This window comes from Gardnerella sp. 30-4 (assembly GCF_001641215.1).
In the GTDB taxonomy this organism is placed as follows: Bacteria; Actinomycetota; Actinomycetes; order Actinomycetales; family Bifidobacteriaceae; genus Bifidobacterium; species Bifidobacterium leopoldii.
In genome coordinates, this window is the sequence record NZ_LXJL01000001.1 from 1 (window position 1) to 20186 (window position 20186).

The 20186-nt window shown below is 41.6% G+C and carries 16 protein-coding genes; 3 read left to right on the plus strand and 13 right to left on the minus strand.

Annotated elements, in window-relative coordinates:
• The first annotated feature begins 291 nt into the window (after positions 1–291).
• On the plus strand, positions 292–1125 hold the full coding sequence (gene pdxS / locus A5294_RS00005; protein WP_064340158.1) for a pyridoxal 5'-phosphate synthase lyase subunit PdxS: 834 nt from the start codon (positions 292–294) through the stop codon (positions 1123–1125).
• Positions 1122–1721: a pyridoxal 5'-phosphate synthase glutaminase subunit PdxT gene (gene pdxT, locus A5294_RS00010; protein WP_004118885.1), complete on the plus strand. Its 600-nt coding sequence runs from the start codon at positions 1122–1124 to the stop codon at positions 1719–1721. The genes pdxS and pdxT overlap by 4 nt, the downstream gene beginning before the upstream one ends.
• A gap of 268 nt (positions 1722–1989) precedes the next feature.
• Here pdxT and A5294_RS00015 read toward each other — a convergent pair whose 3' ends face one another.
• The 12 genes from A5294_RS00015 to map form a co-directional block, all read right to left on the minus strand.
• The gene (locus A5294_RS00015; protein ID WP_004107486.1) at positions 1990–2757 is read right to left on the minus strand and encodes a type III pantothenate kinase; all 768 of its coding nucleotides are present in this window, start codon (positions 2755–2757) and stop codon (positions 1990–1992) included.
• A gap of 182 nt (positions 2758–2939) precedes the next feature.
• Positions 2940–4370 carry an ABC transporter substrate-binding protein gene (locus tag A5294_RS00020; protein ID WP_064340159.1) on the minus strand — a complete coding sequence of 477 codons (1431 nt, stop codon included), beginning with the start codon at positions 4368–4370 and terminating at the stop codon, positions 2940–2942.
• Between the two features lie 46 nt (positions 4371–4416).
• The gene (glmS, locus tag A5294_RS00025) at positions 4417–6324 is read right to left on the minus strand and encodes a glutamine--fructose-6-phosphate transaminase (isomerizing) (protein WP_004118863.1); all 1908 of its coding nucleotides are present in this window, start codon (positions 6322–6324) and stop codon (positions 4417–4419) included.
• A gap of 95 nt (positions 6325–6419) precedes the next feature.
• Positions 6420–7208, minus strand: a complete 789-nt coding sequence (locus A5294_RS00030; protein WP_004118860.1) for an amino acid ABC transporter ATP-binding protein — start codon at positions 7206–7208, stop codon at positions 6420–6422.
• 85 nt (positions 7209–7293) lie between these two features.
• Positions 7294–8283 carry an amino acid ABC transporter permease gene (locus tag A5294_RS00035; protein ID WP_032835534.1) on the minus strand — a complete coding sequence of 330 codons (990 nt, stop codon included), beginning with the start codon at positions 8281–8283 and terminating at the stop codon, positions 7294–7296.
• A 156-nt stretch (positions 8284–8439) separates the two neighbouring features.
• Positions 8440–9348: an ABC transporter substrate-binding protein gene (locus A5294_RS00040; protein ID WP_064340150.1), complete on the minus strand. Its 909-nt coding sequence runs from the start codon at positions 9346–9348 to the stop codon at positions 8440–8442.
• Positions 9349–9623: 275 nt separating this feature from the next.
• On the minus strand, positions 9624–10121 hold the full coding sequence (smpB, locus tag A5294_RS00045; RefSeq protein WP_004107461.1) for an SsrA-binding protein SmpB: 498 nt from the start codon (positions 10119–10121) through the stop codon (positions 9624–9626).
• Positions 10122–10255: 134 nt separating this feature from the next.
• Entirely contained in the window at positions 10256–11662 is a 1407-nt protein-coding gene (locus tag A5294_RS00050; protein WP_004107459.1) for a CHAP domain-containing protein, read from the minus strand.
• Positions 11663–11808: 146 nt separating this feature from the next.
• Positions 11809–12732: a permease-like cell division protein FtsX gene (gene ftsX, locus A5294_RS00055; protein WP_064340151.1), complete on the minus strand. Its 924-nt coding sequence runs from the start codon at positions 12730–12732 to the stop codon at positions 11809–11811.
• A complete protein-coding gene (ftsE, locus tag A5294_RS00060; protein ID WP_064340152.1) occupies positions 12732–14114 on the minus strand; it encodes a cell division ATP-binding protein FtsE in 1383 nt (460 codons plus the stop codon). Before ftsE ends, ftsX begins: the two co-directional genes overlap by 1 nt.
• Before the next feature lie 61 nt (positions 14115–14175).
• Positions 14176–15312 (minus strand): peptide chain release factor 2, encoded by a 1137-nt coding sequence (gene prfB / locus A5294_RS00065; protein ID WP_004107453.1) that lies wholly within the window; start codon positions 15310–15312, stop codon positions 14176–14178.
• 80 nt (positions 15313–15392) lie between these two features.
• Positions 15393–16166, minus strand: a complete 774-nt coding sequence (gene map / locus A5294_RS00070) for a type I methionyl aminopeptidase (RefSeq protein WP_004107450.1) — start codon at positions 16164–16166, stop codon at positions 15393–15395.
• Between the two features lie 90 nt (positions 16167–16256).
• On the opposite strand from map, the gene A5294_RS00075 reads away from it, so the two are divergent.
• Positions 16257–18404, plus strand: coding sequence for a M13 family metallopeptidase (locus A5294_RS00075; RefSeq protein WP_064340153.1), 2148 nt, complete (start codon positions 16257–16259; stop codon positions 18402–18404).
• A 105-nt stretch (positions 18405–18509) separates the two neighbouring features.
• Here A5294_RS00075 and A5294_RS00080 read toward each other — a convergent pair whose 3' ends face one another.
• Positions 18510–19925 carry a hypothetical protein gene (locus A5294_RS00080; protein ID WP_064340154.1) on the minus strand — a complete coding sequence of 472 codons (1416 nt, stop codon included), beginning with the start codon at positions 19923–19925 and terminating at the stop codon, positions 18510–18512.
• Positions 19926–20186 lie beyond the last annotated feature (261 nt).

Below are 20186 nucleotides of genomic sequence, written 5' to 3' on the forward strand. Positions count from 1 at the left end.
TTTTTATACCAATACATATGAGATATATCCTACGAATGTGGTTAAATTCCAACAGAACGTAAACTTGCAAACGTACGCAATAATCGACATAAGATTAAAGCGTAGAAGCGCGCAAATTCACGAAATATTAAGATGCATACACGTATCTCATATGTTAAAGCTCATATGTTAAAGCTAAAGCGAGGAATGATGGCTGAGAACTTGAATACTACGGTAACTGTGAACGAATCCTCGGATCCGCAAAACAAAAGCGGCGAAGACCGTACAGCATTGAACCGTCAACTGGCACAAATGCTTAAAGGCGGCGTGATTATGGATGTCACCACCCCAGAGCAGGCGCGAATTGCTGAGGATTCTGGCGCGTGTGCAGTTATGGCTTTGGAACGTATTCCTGCTGATATTCGCGCAGCCGGCGGCGTTTCTCGTATGAGCGACCCAGCAATGATTCACGGCATTCAAGAGGCTGTGTCTATTCCTGTTATGGCAAAATGCCGCATCGGTCACTTTGTTGAAGCACAAGTGCTTGAAGCTATCGAGATCGACTACATCGACGAAAGCGAAGTGCTTTCTCCAGCCGACGACGTGTATCACATCAATAAGCGCGATTTTGCTGTGCCTTTCGTTTGCGGTGCTAAGGATTTGGGCGAAGCTTTGCGCCGAATTAACGAAGGTGCTTCCATGATTCGCACTAAGGGCGAGCCTGGAACTGGAGACGTGATTCAGGCTGTGCGTCACATGCGCATGATGAATTCCGCAATTCGTAAGCTTACAAGCATGCGCGAGGATGAGCTTTTTGAAGAAGCCAAAAATTTGCGCGTGCCTTTCGAACTCGTAAAATACGTTGCACAAAACGGCAAGCTTCCTGTTGTTAACTTCGCAGCCGGCGGCGTTGCTACCCCAGCCGATGCTGCTTTAATGATGCAGCTTGGTGCCGAAGGCGTATTCGTTGGCTCCGGCATCTTTAAGTCTGGAGACCCAGCAAAGCGCGCTGCCGCAATCGTTAAGGCTGTAACTAATTACAAGGATGCCAAGATGATTGCTCAACTTTCCGAAAACTTGGGCGAAGCTATGGTTGGCATTAACGAGCAGGAAATCAAGCTTTTAATGGCTGAGCGAGGCGAGTGATTTTGTCAAACTCACCTACCAATACTGATAACTCCGCTCATACTGTAGCAGTTTTAGCTGTTCAAGGTGCTTTTCTTGAACATCGCTTAATGCTTGAAAAATTAGGCGCGCACGTTATTGAACTTCGTCAAGCGCGCGACTTGGAGCAGTCTTTTGACCGCTTAGTACTTCCGGGCGGCGAAAGCACTGTGCAAGCTAAGCTTCTTCGTGAGCAAAATATGCTCGAACCTTTGCGCGAGCGCATTGCAGGAGGGATGCCTGTTCTTGGCACTTGCGCAGGTTTGATTTTGCTTGCGAAAAACGTGGAAGGTGACGAAGTAAACGGTTTTGGCACTTTAGACGTAACAGTTAAACGCAATGCTTACGGACGCCAGCTCGGAAGCTTCCATTGCGAGGCTGAATTTGGTGAGCTAGGCAATGTGCCGATGACGTTTATTCGCGCGCCTTACATTGCAGAAGTAGGCTCTAATGCCAAAGCTCTTGCAACTGTAGATGGTCATGTTGTCGCCGCGTGCCAAGGAAAGCAAATCGGCACATCCTTCCACCCGGAGCTTGACGACGATATGCGAATCCATCAGCTTTTCCTGGATTTGTAATCGAATTTGCAAATAAAAACGTAAGTAAAGCGCCAGTTAAAGCGTAAAATTTAAATAAGTTACATACAAAAACCTTCGCAAGTAGCAATATTTGCGGAGGTTTTTGATTCTGAACATTGACACAGAACGAAAACTATCCTGCCTTCATATTTATCGACGAAGGCAGACCTCCCTCACATTTGGAGCACAACACAACCCAAAACCCTCCAAACACGAGCAAAATTACCCACGTTTGGAGCAAAAAACAACAAATAAACGATATTTACTATTAGCGCAAGTTTCGTTGATAAATCGAAGCCATACCTTTGAAAATAAGATCCGGATCGTAATAATCAATCGATTGCACGTCATTTTCAAAAAGCCTACCCAAGCCACCAGTAGCAACTACCTTAAATGGCTCGTCTATTTCAGTTTTAAATTGTGCAATTGTGCGCTCAATTCCACCCAAGAAGCTGTAATATAATCCAGCTTGCATTGCGAGTTTAGTAGATTTTGCAAGAACAGACTGCGGTCTAGCTATTTCCACTTCTGGAAGCTGAGCCGTGTTATCCCAAAGTGCCGCAGCTGCAGTACGAATACCTGTGCAAATAAGTCCGCAAGTAATAGCACCACTTTTATCTATATAGTTGTAAGTTGTTGCCGTACCAAAATCAATAACTAGTACAGATCCTCCATACTCACTAAACGCACCAACGCAATCAGCTAAACAATCCGCGCCAAGAGTTCTTGGCTCATCAATACGAATATTCATACCGGTTTTAACACCAGGACCTACAATCATAGGATCAATATGAAGAAATTTGATAATACTAGCGCGGAATGAATGCATAACTTTCGGCACAACAGAAGCAACGATAACATCTTCAACATCGTTTATTGTAAATCCGCTTAAATGCAAAAATTGCGCAATCATAATGCCATACTCGTCTGATGTATGATTAGACTTTGTTGTCATACGATAAGTGCCAACAATTTGGTTATTTTCCAAAAAACCCAGCACAATATTCGTATTACCAATGTCTACTGCTAATAACATGTGTGCCTACTTCCTATATTGACATTTACGGATTAATTAAGTTAATCTGCAATCACGCGCGCACGTATTGTATGTGTATTTATACTATCCTATTGTATTTATACTACTTTTGCTAATGATCTTACTTTTACGCAAAATTAAGCTGCTTTTACGAAATCACTTAATTTTAATACGTTACGAAATTATCTAACTACAAATCCTTGATTGTAACCATATTCTTGAAGATCTTTTTCCCACAATAAAAGACCATCTTTTAAAGAAATACGTTTACCAGGATCATCTGGAAGCCACAATTTACTTCCATCATCTTGAGTAACACCAGCATCAATCATGGCTTGCACGTTTAATCTAGCTAAAGATTTAACACTCCAGTCATATGCTTGACCCATAGTTGCTCTAAAATCACTTCGCGAATACACTTCAAAAGGCAAATACCTGTATCCCGTATCCACGCGATTAGCGGCATCTGCAAATACACGATTAAACTTCTGGCCGCCAAAATAAGGTATATCAATGCCTCGTGAATCACGAATAGTAGCTCTATCTAAAAATGACTTATCTCTAAGCGTAACAACATCTGCAGGAAACGCTCCACCATTGACACGAGTACGAATTCCATGCATATCATGGCATACAAAATTCACAAATCGCATTGCTGCTTCAGGCTTACGACTCGATTTAAGCACAGATAACGAAGAACCGCCCATTTCTGCATTACGCTTTTCTCCGTGCATAGTTGGCACATTCGTCACCTTCCACAATCCTGCAGTTCCAGGCACATTTTCCAGAAGCAAAGACGGCATCCAGGCTCCTGAGAAAACAGAAGCAATCTTACCAGCTCCAACACCGTTCTTCCAGCGTTGACTCCAAGTTGTAGTTCTAATGTCAATCAATCCTTCATCAATCATTGATTGCCAGAACTTTGTAAACTCTTCAGTACCCTTATCTTTGCTCAATCTAACAGTAACTGTTTTCCCATCATGAGAAGTCATAAACGGGTGTCCACCTGCAAGCCAAATCATAGCGTTATAAAAACTTGCGTCACCTGAGTCTGCTGCAATATACACACCGATATCTTTAAGCTTACGAGCAGCGTGACGGTAATCTTCCCAAGTGTGTATTTTTGTGGCATCTACACCAGCCTGCTTAAACACGTCATCATTATAAAACCAAGCCATTGGGCCAGAATCCATCGGCAAACCGTAAACACGTCCACCAAGTTGCACAGAAGACCATGTTCCAGGAGTATAGAATGTGCGAGTATTTTTCACACGATCAGTAATATCTAAAAGCTGTCCACTTACAGCATATTGCGGAAGAGCAAAATATTCTAATTGAACAATATCTGGCATACCATAGCCATCTTGAATAGCACTATTAAGATTGCTATATCCGCTAGTATCTTTTACAGTTACATGAACATCTGGATTATGTAATTCAAATTCTTCAGCAAGTCGTTTCATGCTTGGTTCCCAAGACCAAACACTAATTTGAGTTCTAGAATCTTTAGTTCCGCATCCGCAAGAAAACAGCAAAGAAAAAACACAAAGTATCGACAGAAGCAAGCGTCCAAAATGATTGCGTTGTTGCAAAATTCTTGCAAATGCAGACATAAGATTTGCCATCCGTTACTTTATGTTACTCAACGTTGTTATGCGCTTACTCAACAGTTACAGACTTTGCAAGATTACGAGGCTTATCAACATCATAACCTTTTAACTTTGCCATATCCATTGCAAATAATTGCAATGCAACTACATCTACAAGAGGACTTAGCAAAGTCGCACATTTAGGACGCCAGAACACAATATCTGCATAGCGAGAAGCATCTGGATCACCCTCTTCTGCAACAGCTATAGTGAAAGCTCCGCGCGCTTTAACTTCTTCAATTCCAGAAATAACTTTCGCATGAAGCACATCACGACCGCGAGAAGATGGCACAATCACAACTACCGGCTCACCTTCATCTACAAGCGCAATAGGACCGTGCTTAAGCTCACCCGCAGCAAAACCTTCAGTAAACGTATACGCAATTTCCTTAAGCTTCAACGCACCTTCTAGCGCAACAGGATATCCAACATGTCGACCTAAGAAAAGGAAAGATTTAGCTTCCAGAGTATGCTCAGCAGCTTTCATAATTGATTCAGATTGTGTATCAAGTACATGCTGAATTTTATCCGGCATCTCTTTTAATTGCGCAACGATTTGCTGAATTTCGTCGCGATACATAGTGCCTTTTACTTGCGCCAAAAACAGACCAAGCATATAGGCTGCAACTATTTGCGCAACAAAAGCTTTAGTAGATGCAACTGCTATTTCTGGACCTGCATGCGTGTAAAGAACTGCATCAGATTCGCGCGGAATGCTAGAACCTTGCGTATTGCAAATTGCAAGAACTCGACTACCTTGCTCGCGCGCATGGCGCAAAGCCATAAGCGTGTCCATTGTTTCACCAGATTGCGAAATAGCAACAACCAGCGTGCGATGAGTCAAAATAGGATCACGATATCTAAACTCATGCGCTAATTCAACTTCTACAGGCACACGAACCCAATGCTCGATAGCATATTTTGCAACCAATCCGGCATAACTTGCAGTTCCGCAAGCAACAACAATAATTTTATCTATTGAACGCAAAACATCTTGGCTAATATGCACTTCATCTAGCACAATATTTCCTTGCGCATCAAAGCGACCTCGCAAAGTGTCAGCGACAGCATGTGGATCCTCATGAATTTCCTTATCCATAAAGGAATCCCAACCGCCTTTTTCTACTGCAGAAGCATCCCAATCAACCGTAAAACAAGTAGGATTTTCAACAATATTATTGTCAAAATCAGTTAGAAGCAAAGATGCCTTGCCGCTGCCATCTACATCTCCAATGCACACAGCTTGATCTTGACCAACTTCCAAGACTCGATCCGTATAAGCAACAAAAGCTGCAACGTCAGAGCCAAGGAAATATTCACCGTCTCCAAGACCTACGACCAAAGGCGAATCATGACGAACAGCAGCCACAATACCAGGCTGACGAACGTCAACAGCAAGTAATGTGAAAGCTCCTTTTAACATTTTTGCAGTACGACGAAGAGCTGTAAATAAATCAGGCTTACCAGTTTCGTTTACAATATCATTCGCAATTTTGCCAAGTAATTTTGCAGCAACTTCAGTATCTGTTTGAGAAGAAAATTCGTATCCTTCTTCGTGAAGCTGCTCTTTTAATACAACAGCATTTTCAATAATGCCATTATGAATAAGCGCGATTTTGCCATCTGCACTAGTATGAGGATGCGCATTAATGTCACAAGGAGCACCATTAGTAGCCCAACGAGTATGACCAATAGCTGCACTCGCCTCAGGCATAGGGTTTGCATCAATATCATTGCGAAGAACAGATAAACGACCAGCTTTCTTTCTCACAGTCGCACATTTCATCCCAGGAGCAACTAAAGCTACGCCCGAAGAGTCATATCCGCGATATTCTAGACGCTCTAACCCACCTAAACAAACTTCTAAAGGTTTTGCACAAACTTTTCCAAAACCTGCGTATCCTACAATGCCACACATAATCTTCTATTGTACGTTATGCGAGCGAGTGCACGCCAGAGAAGCACACAAAAACTATGCAAAACTACATAAATAAGATACGTTTCTTACGTAAATTACAATACGTGATTTAGGAAATCTTTAAAACGATCAGTTTGCGGATTAGTAATAATATCTGCACTACCCTGCTCAACTATGACACCGCCATCCATAAACACAACCTGATCTGCAACCTCACGCGCAAAACCAATTTCGTGAGTTACTACAATCATAGTCATGCCATCTTTAGCAAGATTTCGCATAACGGTTAACACTTCACCTACAAGCTCTGGATCTAGCGCAGATGTTGGCTCGTCAAATAGCATAATTTCCGGTTTCATAGCAAGAGCGCGAGCAATTGCAACGCGCTGCTGCTGACCGCCTGAAAGTTCTGCAGGATAATGGTTCATACGCTCATCCATGCCAACTCGCTTTAGTTCTTCAATAGCTAAATCGCGCGCTTCTTGAGCTTTCATATGCATAACATGAACAGGAGCTTCCATAACGTTCTCTAAAGCCGTCATATGAGGGAATAAATTAAAACGCTGGAATACCATGCCAAGCTTCGCACGCTGTTGAGCAATTTCTTTGTCGTTAAGAGCCTGCAGACATTTCTCACCTTTATGCATTACTTGCTTTACACCGATGCGCTCGCCATAAATACTTATACTTCCTGCAGTCAAAGTTTCTAGTTGATTAATTAAACGCAATAACGTCGATTTTCCAGAACCGGACGGACCCAAAATAACTGTTACGCTACCTGGATTCACTGTCATATTAATACCGTTAAGTACATGCAATTGACCGAAAGATTTCTGCACGTCGTTAATAGCRACCGCAGGAAGATTAGATTTTGCTTCTACCATTTATTCACATCCAATTTGTTTGTTTCATGCAAAATTTAAAGTTTACAAAGAAAAATATTTAAAATTTAAGCTATTATGCGTTTATTTAGGCATTAAATCCGAGCATAGCAGCATCATTTCGTCCTTTAACATTTTTCCGTTTAGCATCTAATGATTGATCGCCGCGCTGATCAGAATCAGTATTAAGTTGAGCATGCTTTACAATATCTCTTGCTTCAAAACCTTTAGCAAAATGCTTCTCGAGCATGTATTGCAAAACCATCAAAATGGAAGTAATAATCAAATACCAAATACTCGCAACAAGAAGAAGCGGAATTGGTTTATAGATACGGTTAGCAATAGCATTTGTAGCAAATTGCAATTCAAGAGTAAACGGAACTGCAAGAACTAACGAAGTCGTTTTTAGCATACCGATTGTTTCGTTACCAAGCGGAGGAACAATAATACGCATTGCTTGAGGAAGAATTATACGCCTCATAGTTAAAGCTCTACCCATTCCAAGAGCCTTAGCAGCTTCAACTTGTCCACTATCGACAGCTTCCAATCCTGCGCGAACAATTTCCGACAAATAAGCCGATTCATTCAAAGACAAACCAACTACAGCAGCAGTAAGAGAAGTCATAATTACATTAGAATCAATAGACCAAAATTCTACAGAAGTAAAAGGAATACCAATACCAATTCTCGGCACAAGAACCGCAAACATGCCCCAAAATACAAGCTGCGTATAAACAGGAGTACCACGGAAAAACCAAATAAAGAACCAACTTACGCCACGAAGCACAGGATTAACTGACTTGCGCATCATCGCTAAGCCTACAGCAAACACGATTGAAATTACCATAGCAATTAGCGTAAGAAGTAACGTCCAGCCAATACCAGAAAGCACATTATCGCTTATTAGATATATTCCGACTACTTGCCATTCAAAACGAGGGTTAGTAATAATACTGTAAAGAAGCGAACATGCTATTACAGCTACAATGACTCCGGCAATAATAGGTCCTGGCTTTTTTACTGGCAAAATACGTTCAGAGTTAGCTACTCCGGACTTGCTCTTAGCAGAGTTACCAATTAAAGAATTCAAAATATGCTCCAATAAATACGTTTATACAAAAACAGCAAAGTAAAGAAACAATCTGAGCCGAGAATTAAATCACGACTCAGATTAACGATATCATTTTAGATAATTATTCAATTATTTGRTAGCTAAAGTTTGATAGCTAAAGTTTTATAGTTTTGGATTAACTACAGACTTTTCAATAGCAACATCTTCAACGCCCCACTTCTTCAAGATATCCTTGTAGATGCCGGACTTCATAAGCTTATCAATACCAGCTTTTACAGCCTTCAACATCGCTGCATCACCCTTTTTAACAGCCGCTCCCATTGGTTCAGAATCCTTGCTGTTTTCCAAAATTTCAAGCTTTCCAGGATTCTTAATTGAAGCGTAACCGGCAACAGGAGTATCTGCATACATAACATCAGCGCGACCGGAAAGAAGTGCGGTAGTTGCGTCAGTTTGCTCCTTGAAGCTCATGATTTCAAGAGGCTTATTCCCTTTAGCTGCGCACTGTTTCTTTGCTTCTTCCATAATAGGTTCGCCAACAGTTCCAGTTTCCAAAGTTACTTTCTTGCCACAAAGGTTCTTTGGATCTACTTTAGTAGGATTTCCCTTACGCACTTCAAAAGACAAGCCTGCGTTGGCATAAGTAATAAAGTCTACAGACTTCATACGTTCAGCATTTACTGTAAAACCAGAAATACCGACATTATATTTGCTTCCTATTGCTGGAATGATTGAGTCAAACTGAGCATGCATAATTTTTGCTTTTAAGCCCATGACCTTTGCAAGAGCCTTCGAAAAATCAATTTCGTAACCTACAGGAGTTTTACCGTCTGCAGCAAAGAATTCTGCAGGGGCATAACTTACGTTTACACCAACAGTTAACTCTCCTGTTTTTGCAACTTCTGCTGGTACCAATGCTGCAACAGCATCATCTTTTTGCACATGACTTATATCATAGCTACGAGCAATATCAGGGTCTGCTTCTTTAGAATCAGCAGGTCCACATGCAGCAATACTGCCAATCATTACTAAAGATGCAACAATAGCAACAGGCTTCATAGATTTAAACATAGTTCTTCTCCTCATGTATGTACTAAGAATCTATAATTTGCATTAATGTGTATAACTATACACGATAACCCTACAAATTCAACAGCCTTTTATACGATTATTGAATATACGAAGATACTCATGCAGTACATCTGCACAATAATTATGCTTTTCATAAACAAAAACTGCATATTATTCGCAATAATGTATAATATGTGCGTGTCGTATTGTCGCACTTTCTATCCCATGCGAAGCGCACATGTGTTTCAAAAACGTATAAAAAGAAACATCAACTCTTAATCAATACTACGAGAACGCAGATTACGGTAACGCATTTCACGCAAAGCCTCTCGCTTATCTTGCTCCTCACGCAAAGCCTGACGCTTATCAAATTCCTTTTTACCGCGCGCTAAAGCAATTTCTACTTTTACGTAGCTTCCCTTAAAATACAAACGCAAAGGCACAACAGTGTAGCCTTTCGCCTCAGTTTGCCTAGAAAGCTTAGCAATCTCAGCAGCATGAAGCAGAAGCTTACGCTTGCGCTTAGGAGCATGATTATTCCATGTGCCGTTTAAATATTCAGGAATATTTGCTCCTTCAAGCCACATTTCACCACGACGATCAATATTCACAAATGATTCAGCTAAAGAAGCACGCCCTTCGCGAAGTGACTTAACTTCAGTACCAGTAAGAGCAAGACCTGCTTCATAACAATCTTCAATTACATAATCATGATGCGCTTTACGGTTTTGTGCCACAGTAACAGTGCCATCTTGCGCAGGCTTATTTGCCATAATTCCCCTCCAGTACACATCACACACAAAAGAAACTTGCCATAAGATACTACTATCTTATGGCAAGAACAATAAGTCGTAAATCTTACAACGTTTTCAATTTCAATAAATTGAAAACTATGAAGTGCTTATATTTAATAATGAATGTACTCATAATCGCCTGGATTATAAATAGTTTCATAAGCAGGGAATGTTGCAAAACCAGTTCCACCTTCAGAAATAAGAACTGATCCATCAGCATTCACACGTTCCACAACCGCAACATGTCCATATTGCCAATCAGCATTCCAATTACCAACACGTTGGCCACGAGCAAACACCATAACAGCACCAACATGTGGAATTCTATTAACTAAATATCCAAGCCTACGAGCAGTATTCGCCCACTCAGCACCATTACCCATGTAGGAGCCAACAGGCAGACCAAGTTGCGAACGACGCAAATAAGCCCATAACGTGCATTGACGAGCAGGATAAGCAGAACCACCAACAGTGTTTCCAGTATTATGCCCGTAGCAGAACTTAGAACCTTCTGCGCAATTTCCAGGAACAGTATAATTCATACCATTAGCAGCGCCATTAGAAAGTTGCATCGGAGGAAGGTAAACATTCTTCCCAGAACTTCCATTCAATTGCTGACGATTACCAGCATTCGGATCGGCTTTAGCGAATGACTTATTAGCAAGAGCACGCGCTTGAGCATCGATGGCAGATTTCATTGCTATAATTTCTGCAGCCTCACGCGCAGACTGAGAAGTCAAACTACTCTTTTGACCTTCCAGCTGCTTACGAATCTCTTCACCATGATCTCGCAAACTTTGCAAGGACTTTTTGCGATCATTGGCAGCTTTCGCAGCGATTTGAGCACTTTGCGCTTGGGCATCCGCCTGCTGCTTTAACTTGGTTATTTCTGCTTCAATAGCAGCCAAACGCTGACGACGATTCATAGAAGTATTCAACTTGATAGCAGCATCATTAGCAGCGTTTGCTTCACTTCTAGCAACAGCAGCCTCGGATTGTAACTTTCCAACAAACTGTTCTGTGGTAGTTGATTTAGTCACAATATCCATAACATTAGATGCCTGAGAACCATGGAAACTCTTACGAGCAAGCTGTGCTACAGCAGCCTTAGCATCATCAAAATCTTCACCAGTTTTTTTAATTTTCTCTTCCAAATCACGCTTATCTTTTTGTGCAGACTCTAGACGCTGCTGCGTTGATTCTACAAGACTGCGCGCCTGAGAAGCTTGCTCTTCTGCTTGTTGAGCAGCTCGTATTTGATTTGGAATTTTATGCTCATTTAAATCATTCAATTCAATGATCTTATTTGCAAGTTGTTTACTTACGCCAGCAAGTTGGCGCTTCAAATTCTCGTTTCGTTGTATTTTGCGCCTATATTCCTTCATGTTGACAGCACTTGCTGTAGACGCATTAAATAATGCACCAGCAACACCAGCAAACATCATTGAAATAGCAACTATTAAACTCACTACAGTATGAGTGCGTCGAATTGCATACATGCTATGTCGATCTTCGCTCATATCACTTCCCTTTCAACATCACTATTGCGAATTATACCGTAATGCAAGGAATCACGCGAGTTTCTACTTCAAATCTTCTAAAATAGTACTTTTACAATACTCATACGAAAATAACGCAAATAATTACACACCTATTATTTTGCATTTTAAGCTTTTAAGTATCGTCTCAAAGCAATAGCAGAAGCAACTATAGATAACACCACTGCACCAGCTACAAGTATTGGAACGCATAGCCACACAGTTGTTTGAGTAACAAATGGCATCCAACGCACATTCTGCGCAAGCCAATCAGTTACAAAAATTTTAACTACTAAACTTAACGCAGCACCAGCAAGTAAAGAACCTACAAACGACGCGAACGCTCCTTCAAGAATAAACGGCATACGAATAGTCCAGTTAGAGGCACCAACTAAGCGCATAATTTCGGTTTCTTGACGACGGCTAGCAGCAGACATTCGAATCGTAGTGCCAGTAAGCATAATAGCTACAACAACCATAACCGCTGCAAGCACAATTGTCACAACAGTAGCGCGATTAAGTACACTGAAAACAGGATCAAAAATCTGACGCTGATCAACAACTTCTTCCACACCATCGCGTCCAGAAAGAACTTCTGAAACAACCTGATATTTCATAGGATTAGTAAGCTTCAAGCGCAACGAATCTTGCATGTCTGCCGCAGTTAAAGTACGTCCTTGATACATTCCGTTAGGATATTGCTTTAAGAATGTGTTTTTATAAAATTCGTTGCGGCTAGCATAAGTGATATTTGAAACATCATCGCCTAATTCTTGGTGAATAATATGCTCCAATTTTACAATTTCGGCACTAGTAGGCGCTTTTCCAGAAGCACAAGAAGGAGATTGGCTAGTTCCATCCGGGCACAGCCAGGCAACCACTTCTACTTTGTCATACCAGTCACCTTTTGCCTTGGTAATCTGCGCTTGCATAAGCACTGAAACACCAATAAAAAGGAAAGAAATGAACGTTACAAGCATAACCGAAAGAATCATCGAAACATTACGACGCAAACTAATGCAAGTTTCGGAAAAAATAAATCGTAAACGCATTACTCTGCTCCTTCAGTTTTATTAATGTCATTATTGCTATCGTCAACACTAATGTTCTCATTATTAGTATTTTCAGCTGCAACAGGTGGCTTAGGCGGAGCTGGAGGCATAGGAGGAAGCTGAGATTTACGCTCAGATTCAGCATCGGATTGCAACTTACTTTCTGCTTCTGATTGCAACTCATCGCTGGTTTCGGATTGTGATTCTCCGCTCACTTCAGAGTTTTCAGTAGATTCAGTAGATTCAGTAGATTCATTAGTTTCAGCAGTTTCGTGAGATTCGGCAGTTTCATAGGATTCTTTATTATCTTCCGAAATCTCAACTTCTGAATCATTCTCTTCAACATCTTCATTATCGTTTGCAGAAATCAATCCGCGTCCCCAAGTCATCGTTGTTTCCAAAGACTGGAACACTTCGCCGTAACGACCAGTTCTGCCAGAATGAACAGACTGAGCCAAACGTGCAATTCCTTCATTTTCTGAAGTGTCACTCTTCAACGATTGCGTTACCATGTCAACAACTTCACGCGCCTGAGCAGCACGTTGAGCTTTTTTAGAAAGCCTCTTATGACGTTCAGTATGCTCAGATTGAGCAATTGATTTTTGAGCATCACTATCTGATTGATCTTGAGAATTTTCAACAGTTTGTTGTGCTTTAGAATTATGCTCAACTTCACTATCCGGGAAATACAATGCAGAATCATATGATCCTTCACGCTCATCACGCACAATTTTGCCGGCATGAAGCTCCACAACGCGCTTACGCATTGAGTTCACAATTTCCTCATTATGCGTAGCCATAACAATCGTTGTGCCAGTTCGGTTAATAGCATCCAAAACTTCCATAATTCCAAGAGAAGTAGTTGGATCCAAATTACCAGTAGGCTCATCTGCAAGAATAATTTGAGGGTGATTGACATATGCGCGAGCAATTGCAACTCGCTGCGCCTCACCACCAGAAAGCTCATGTGGGTAATTATTTTCTTTACCAGTCAAACCAACCGTTTCAAGAACACGAGGAACAAGTGAACGAATCGTAGACCGACTCGTGCCAATCACTTCCAAAGCAAAAGCAACATTTTGGTAAACTGTTTTATTATTAAGCAGCTTATAATCCTGAAAAATAAAGCCAAGAGATCTACGATACTGCGGCACCTGTCGGTTAGAAAGTCTGCGCAAATCGTTACCGGCTACGTGAATTTCCCCACCATTTGCTTCTTCTTCGCGAAGCAGCAAACTAAGCAATGTAGTTTTACCAGAACCGGAAGCGCCAACAAGAAACACAAAATCTCCACGATCTACATGCAAAGACACATCGTCTAATGCAGGACGTGTACCTCGAGGATATATTTTTGACACATGATCTAATGAAATCAGCGACATTGTTTCAATTCCTTCCGAAGATTATGTGTAATTGTTGGTTTTTAGTTCTAGCTTTAGTTTTTTAAGATTCTGCTTCAGCTTCTTTTTGAGCTGCGACTCGCTGCTCGTGACGCCAACGAATGCCAGCTTCAATAAAACCGTCAATATCGCCGTCAAAAACAGCCTGAGTTTGCGAAGTTTCGTAGCCAGTGCGCAAATCCTTCACCATCTGATAAGGGTGAAGCACGTAAGAGCGCATTTGATCTCCCCAACTTGCCTTAATATCTCCAGCAAGTTCCTTCTTTTTTGCAGCTTCCTCAGCATGCTTAAGCACAAGCAAACGCGATTGCAAAACTGCCATTGCAGCGGCGCGGTTCTGAATCTGACTTCGCTCATCTTGCATAGAAACAACCAAGCCGGTTGGCAAATGCGTAATACGAACAGCAGAATACGTAGTGTTCACGCCCTGACCTCCTGGCCCTGAAGCCTGGAAAGTATCCACGCGAATATCCGAATCCGGAATATCAATATGATCCGTAGCTTCAACAAGAGGAATTACTTCAACAGCAGAAAAACCAGTTTGGCGACGTCCTTGATTGTCGAATGGCGAAATACGAACCATTCTGTGAGTGCCACCTTCTACAGAAAGACGACCATACGCGTACGGGGCATCCACTTGGAAAGTGGCTGATTTAATACCAGCCTCTTCTGCATAAGACGTGTCCATCATCTTAGTTTTATAGCCGTTTCGCTCAGCCCAGCGCAAGTACATACGAAGAAGCATTTGAGCAAAATCGGCAGCATCCACACCGCCCGCACCAGAACGGATCGTAACAACCGCAGAACGAGCGTCATACTCGCCGTCAAGAAGAGTCTGAACTTCCATATCGTCCAACTCGTGAGCAATATTTCCAAGCTCTTCTTGAGCCTCATTCATTGAATCAGCATCGCCTTCTTCTTCACCAAGCTCAATTAAAGTCTTAGTATCTTCAATACGCTGTTCAACAGCTTGCAAACGCTTCAATTGAGACTGAGCTGCAGAAAGCTTACTCGTGACTTGCTGAGCATGCTCAGAATCGTCCCAAAGTCCAGGCTCTGCAGCCTGCTTTTCTAAATCAGCAATCGTAGCCTTCAACGAATCGACATCTAGTGCTTTAGAAATCAAAGAATACTTTGCTTCAACATCATTTAACGCTTGGGAAAAATCAAATTCCGCCATTTACTTAAAGTACCTCTTTACATACCTGTTTTACGCAATTACTACTCGCAAAATACTTACAAAATCAACTATTGATAAGTTTAGCGCACGGTCAAAATCTCAGGACCGTTTTCCGTAATTGCAATCGTATGCTCAGTGTGTGCACCGCGAGAACCATCAGCAGAGCGAAGAGTCCAACCATCCTTAGGATCCTGGTAAATTTCGTCAGTAGTCTTTAAGAACCATGGCTCAATTGCAATCACAAGACCTGGGCGAAGCTTGTAGCCATGGTGAGCAGTTCCATCGTTAGGAACATGCGGATCGCCGTGCATAATATGACCGACTCCGTGACCGCCAAACTCAAGATTTACGCTATAACCATACTCGTGAGCAACGCAACCAACAGCTGCAGAAATATCGCCAAGACGGTTGCCAGGCTGAGCCATATTAATACCAGCCTCAAGAGCTTCCTCAGTGCACTTAATTAAGCGTAAATCCTCAGGATCAGCATGCTTTCCAACCACAAAACTAATAGCGGAATCACCAACCCATCCATCGACGTTAATTGCCAAATCAAGGGTCAACAAATCTCCGTCTTTAAGGTTATAATCAAAAGGAACTCCGTGAAGGACAGCATCGTTTACAGAAGTGCAAATATAGTGTGCAAAAGGACCTGTACCAAAATCAGGAGCGTAATCAACATAGCAAGAAGACGCACCTTTGCGGCTCATAATTCGCTGACGAACGAAGTCATCAATCTCAAGAAGATTCGTGCCAACTTTGGTCATTGCTTTCAAGTCTTTAAGAATACTACCGACGAAGCGACCTGCAGGCTTCATCGCTTCAATTTCAGATGGAGTTTTAAGTTCAATCATGCTTCAAGACTAACGCGCAGGCACGAAAATAAAGCAAAATATAGCGAAAATACTAACAATAGTGTCGCTTAATACTTGTAAGCTAATCACATGTCTAACAACAATGAAAACAATAGTAATAATAGTAATAATAAGGAATCGCAGAAGGAAATTTCTGCTGTAGATTTCGACCCTGCCTCCTTCTCGTCGGCTACTCGTCCACAAGACGATTTATTCCGTTACGTAAATGGTCCTTGGATTGACACTTACACTCTCCCAGAAGACAAACCAATGTATGGTGCTTTCCACAAGCTTGCAGAAGATGCAGAAAAGCAAATTCGAGATATTTTAGAAAACGAAAATTGCCCAGCCAAAAAGTCGCAAACCTTATACCGTAACTATTTGGATACCACATCTATTGAAAAAGCTGGAATTACGCCAATTAAGGGCGATCTAGACGCTGTGGATTCAGCAGAAACTAAGGAAGATTTGGTTCGCACTATTGGCACGCTTAATCCGTACGGCGGTCCAGATGCAATGTTTTATTTTGGAGTTTACGGAGATCCTAAAGATCCTAAGACGAATATTATGCATATTGAGCAATCGGGATTGGGCTTGCCAGACGAAGCATACTATCGCGAAGATAACTACGCTCCAATTCGCACTGAATATGTAAAAATGGTAGCTTCGTTGTTGAGATTGGCTGGTTACGGAGATACCGCCACTACCCAAGCTCAAGCCGAGCGTTTTTTGAATGTTGAAACTAAAATCGCGAAGCATCATTGGGATAACGTGGCAACTCGCGATTCTCAAAAAACTTATAATCCTTGCAATTATGCTGATTTGGCAAAAAATCTTGAAGCGCTGAATCTCGACGCTTTCTTAGATGCTGCACAAAAAGCGTACGAAACTTGCGAAGAAGCAGAACATCAACCAATCAATCTTCGTGAAGCTTTTAGCAAAGTAGTAGTTCACGAGCCAAGCTTTATAGAAGGATTGAATAAGATTTGGCAGGAAACTAACTTAGAAGATTTAAAGCTTTGGGCACGCGTGCACGTGATTTTGTGCTGGGCAATCTTACTGAGTGAAGACTTTGCCGAAGCTAGATTCGACTTCTACGGCAAGGTGCTTTCTGGAGCCACAAAGCAACGCGACCGCTGGAAGCGAGCAGTCGGAGTTGTTGACGATGCTTGTGGCGAGGAAGTTGGACGCGAATACGTGCGATTGCATTTCCCTGAGTCTTCTAAGGAATATATGCAAGGCTTAGTTGACAATCTTATTAACGCTTACCGCGAGTCGATTTCTCACAGCAGCTGGCTTGGCGAGGAAACTAAAGCGAAGGCTTTGGAAAAGATTAGTAAATTTGAGCCAAATATTGGTTACACAAACCATTGGGTTGACTACTCTGCGCTAAATATTAAGGAAGACGCTGATTTAGTTGAGAATATGCGCGAAGTTTATCGATTTGGCTTTGGTAAAAATACTGCAAAAGCCGGAAATCCTGTGGATCGCGAAGAGTGGCAGATGACTCCGCAAACTGTGAACGCTTACTACGATCCTCTGCTGAACGTAATCGTGTTCCCAGCTGCTATTTTGCAACCACCATTCTTTAACCCAAGCGCTCCAGACGCAGCAAATTATGGTGCTATTGGTGCCGTGATTGGTCATGAAATCGGTCACGGTTTTGACGATCAAGGTTGCGAATACGACGGCGACGGCGTACTTAACAATTGGTGGACTGAAGAAGACAAAACCAACTTCACTGAGCGCACTAAGAAGCTTATTGAGCAATACAATGCTTTCACACCAACGCAGCTTATTGTTAAGTACTCTCACTTGAAGAGCAAAGAAGAGCGCAATGCGATGCCTCACGTAAACGGTGCTTTAACAATCGGCGAAAATATTGGCGATTTAAGCGGCGTGACTATTGCGCTTAAAGCATACGCTTTCGCCTTGCAAAAGAGCAAGGGACAAGAAATCAACGGAAGTGATGATGCTATTCGCGAAACCTTGCTTAACGCTCCTGAAGTAGATGGTTTCACTGCTTTGCAGCGATTCTTCTTAAGCTACGCGTTAGTATGGCGTTCCAAGGCTCGTAATGAAATTGCGGAACAGCTGCTTCAAATCGACCCGCACTCCCCAGCCGAATGCCGCACTAACGGCATTGCTCGCAACGTTGACTTGTTCTACGATGCGTTCGATGTTCAAGAAGGCGACGAGATGTGGCTCGACCCAAGCGAGCGCGTGCACATTTGGTAAAGCATCTCAAATTGAGCACAGAAAATAGAAAATAAGAAATAGAAAAGCCTGCAAGCGTTCTTTACTAATCGTTTGCAGGCTTAATTTATATAACCTTATAAGTTTTTATTCTTCCGCAGAGGCAGAACCTGCAGAAACAGCTTCTTCTGCAGCAAAATCTTGCGAAATAGTCTCATTTGAAACAGCTTCTTCTGCTACAACAGCAGTATTATCAGCAGCTTCTTTTACAGCAGTATCAGTATTAGCAACAGCAGTATTAGCAACAGCAGTGTCTACAGAAGCAGCTTTTGTACGCGCATTTTTGCGTGACTTATAAAGTAAAATAGAAAATACAACTACAGCACAAAGAATAATTACCATTGCAATTACAGCAACCACCATTCCAGAAATACCAGTTTTTTCAGTATTTTTAGCGGAATCTTTACTATTTGCAATTTGAGAATTAACCTTATTGGCTAAATGCTTATTTTTCCCAAATGCTTTCTTTTTGCTAGATCTATCACCCTTATGTTTTTTCTTATTTTTATCGTCCTTCTTATCTTTCTTATCTTTTTTATCCTTGTCGTCCTTTTTATCCTTATCGGATTTAGCTGCCTTAGTATTATTCGCTACTGCAGCAGGACGCTGATAAACTTGAGGGCTTCCATAACCAATTTTGCCATCAGGATAGTCAATATCACCGTTATATTCCGACAAAGTTAAATCACCAACAATGCCGTACGGACCGCCTTGAGCTTCACCATAACCAAAGGAGATATTTCGTGGATTCAAAATTTGATACAAATGACCATTCTCGTCAGTAAAGGCACCACGAGTAGCGCGCAATGGTCCCTCTTCATTTTGAATCCATAAACGCATAGAACCAGCAAGATCTGTACCCCAGCTTAAGTTTTCACCCCAAGCTTTTCTACCATTAAAATCAGGTGCGCTTTTACCATCTGGAGCAAAATGACCAAATTTACCATGTTGAGCAGTCTCTTGTGCGCGACGATACGCATCCTCTTCATTTGCGGAATCGTATTGAATATTATTCACATAAGCTTGTTTAGTTAAACCGCAACGACTCACATAATCTTGCAAAGGAATTCCTTCAAAGTAAATACTACGATCGTCGTATAAACGCGAACGTGCATTACGAATTGAAGCCAGCACATAGCGCACTACATCAACAGATCGAACCCAGCCAACACTACGTGCAACGTTTTTTTGTTTAATAATCGGGTTTTTAATAGACAGGTTTGACGTAGACGAATTAGATGCTTCTTTGCTTAATTCTAACGAATTTATGCCCATCAAATTCATATTCATGGAGCTTTGTGCAGACAAGCACACAAAGGATACTACAGCAAGCAGGCTTATCAGCGAACATACAATATGCTTCACTACAGCACTTTTAACTATCGTATTCTTCGAATTCATTGAACTATTCGATTTAAAACCAAATGATTTAAATAAATTAGATGAGCATGAATTTACATGCATAGCTAAATTGCGCACCAATCCCTGCTTATTATTTTTCATAGTAAAAAACTCTTCTTCTGTTCATTCAATGCAACAAATATAGGTTAATAGTATCTCTTAATAAGGAATTATTGCGAAAATGCTTGCAATCTTGCTGTTTTACAAGTGATTTTATTGTCAATATTTTTAATAAATTGTGGTTAAAACATAGCTTTTAACCACAATAAAAGAATTTTCTAGAACAATTCTCGCAAAACATTCATAGTTGTTATTACTGCGGCATTTCCTTGTGGCTGCGAAGCTCAGGGGCAATGATGGCTC

What these genes read in the sequence shown, in the direction of transcription:
- pdxS (WP_064340158.1), top strand. Translation starts at nt 292, where the DNA reads ATGCTTAAAGGCGGCGTGATTATGGATGTCACCACCCCAGAGCAGGCG.
- A5294_RS00015 (WP_004107486.1), bottom strand. Translation starts at nt 2,757, where the DNA reads ATGTTATTAGCAGTAGACATTGGTAATACGAATATTGTGCTGGGTTTT.
- A5294_RS00020 (WP_064340159.1), bottom strand. Translation starts at nt 4,370, where the DNA reads ATGTCTGCATTTGCAAGAATTTTGCAACAACGCAATCATTTTGGACGC.
- glmS (WP_004118863.1), bottom strand. Translation starts at nt 6,324, where the DNA reads ATGTGTGGCATTGTAGGATACGCAGGTTTTGGAAAAGTTTGTGCAAAA.
- A5294_RS00040 (WP_064340150.1), bottom strand. Translation starts at nt 9,348, where the DNA reads ATGTTTAAATCTATGAAGCCTGTTGCTATTGTTGCATCTTTAGTAATG.
- smpB (WP_004107461.1), bottom strand. Translation starts at nt 10,121, where the DNA reads ATGGCAAATAAGCCTGCGCAAGATGGCACTGTTACTGTGGCACAAAAC.
- A5294_RS00050 (WP_004107459.1), bottom strand. Translation starts at nt 11,662, where the DNA reads ATGAGCGAAGATCGACATAGCATGTATGCAATTCGACGCACTCATACT.
- ftsX (WP_064340151.1), bottom strand. Translation starts at nt 12,732, where the DNA reads ATGCGTTTACGATTTATTTTTTCCGAAACTTGCATTAGTTTGCGTCGT.
- ftsE (WP_064340152.1), bottom strand. Translation starts at nt 14,114, where the DNA reads ATGTCGCTGATTTCATTAGATCATGTGTCAAAAATATATCCTCGAGGT.
- prfB (WP_004107453.1), bottom strand. Translation starts at nt 15,312, where the DNA reads ATGGCGGAATTTGATTTTTCCCAAGCGTTAAATGATGTTGAAGCAAAG.
- map (WP_004107450.1), bottom strand. Translation starts at nt 16,166, where the DNA reads ATGATTGAACTTAAAACTCCATCTGAAATTGAAGCGATGAAGCCTGCA.
- A5294_RS00075 (WP_064340153.1), top strand. Translation starts at nt 16,257, where the DNA reads ATGTCTAACAACAATGAAAACAATAGTAATAATAGTAATAATAAGGAA.
- A5294_RS00080 (WP_064340154.1), bottom strand. Translation starts at nt 19,925, where the DNA reads ATGAAAAATAATAAGCAGGGATTGGTGCGCAATTTAGCTATGCATGTA.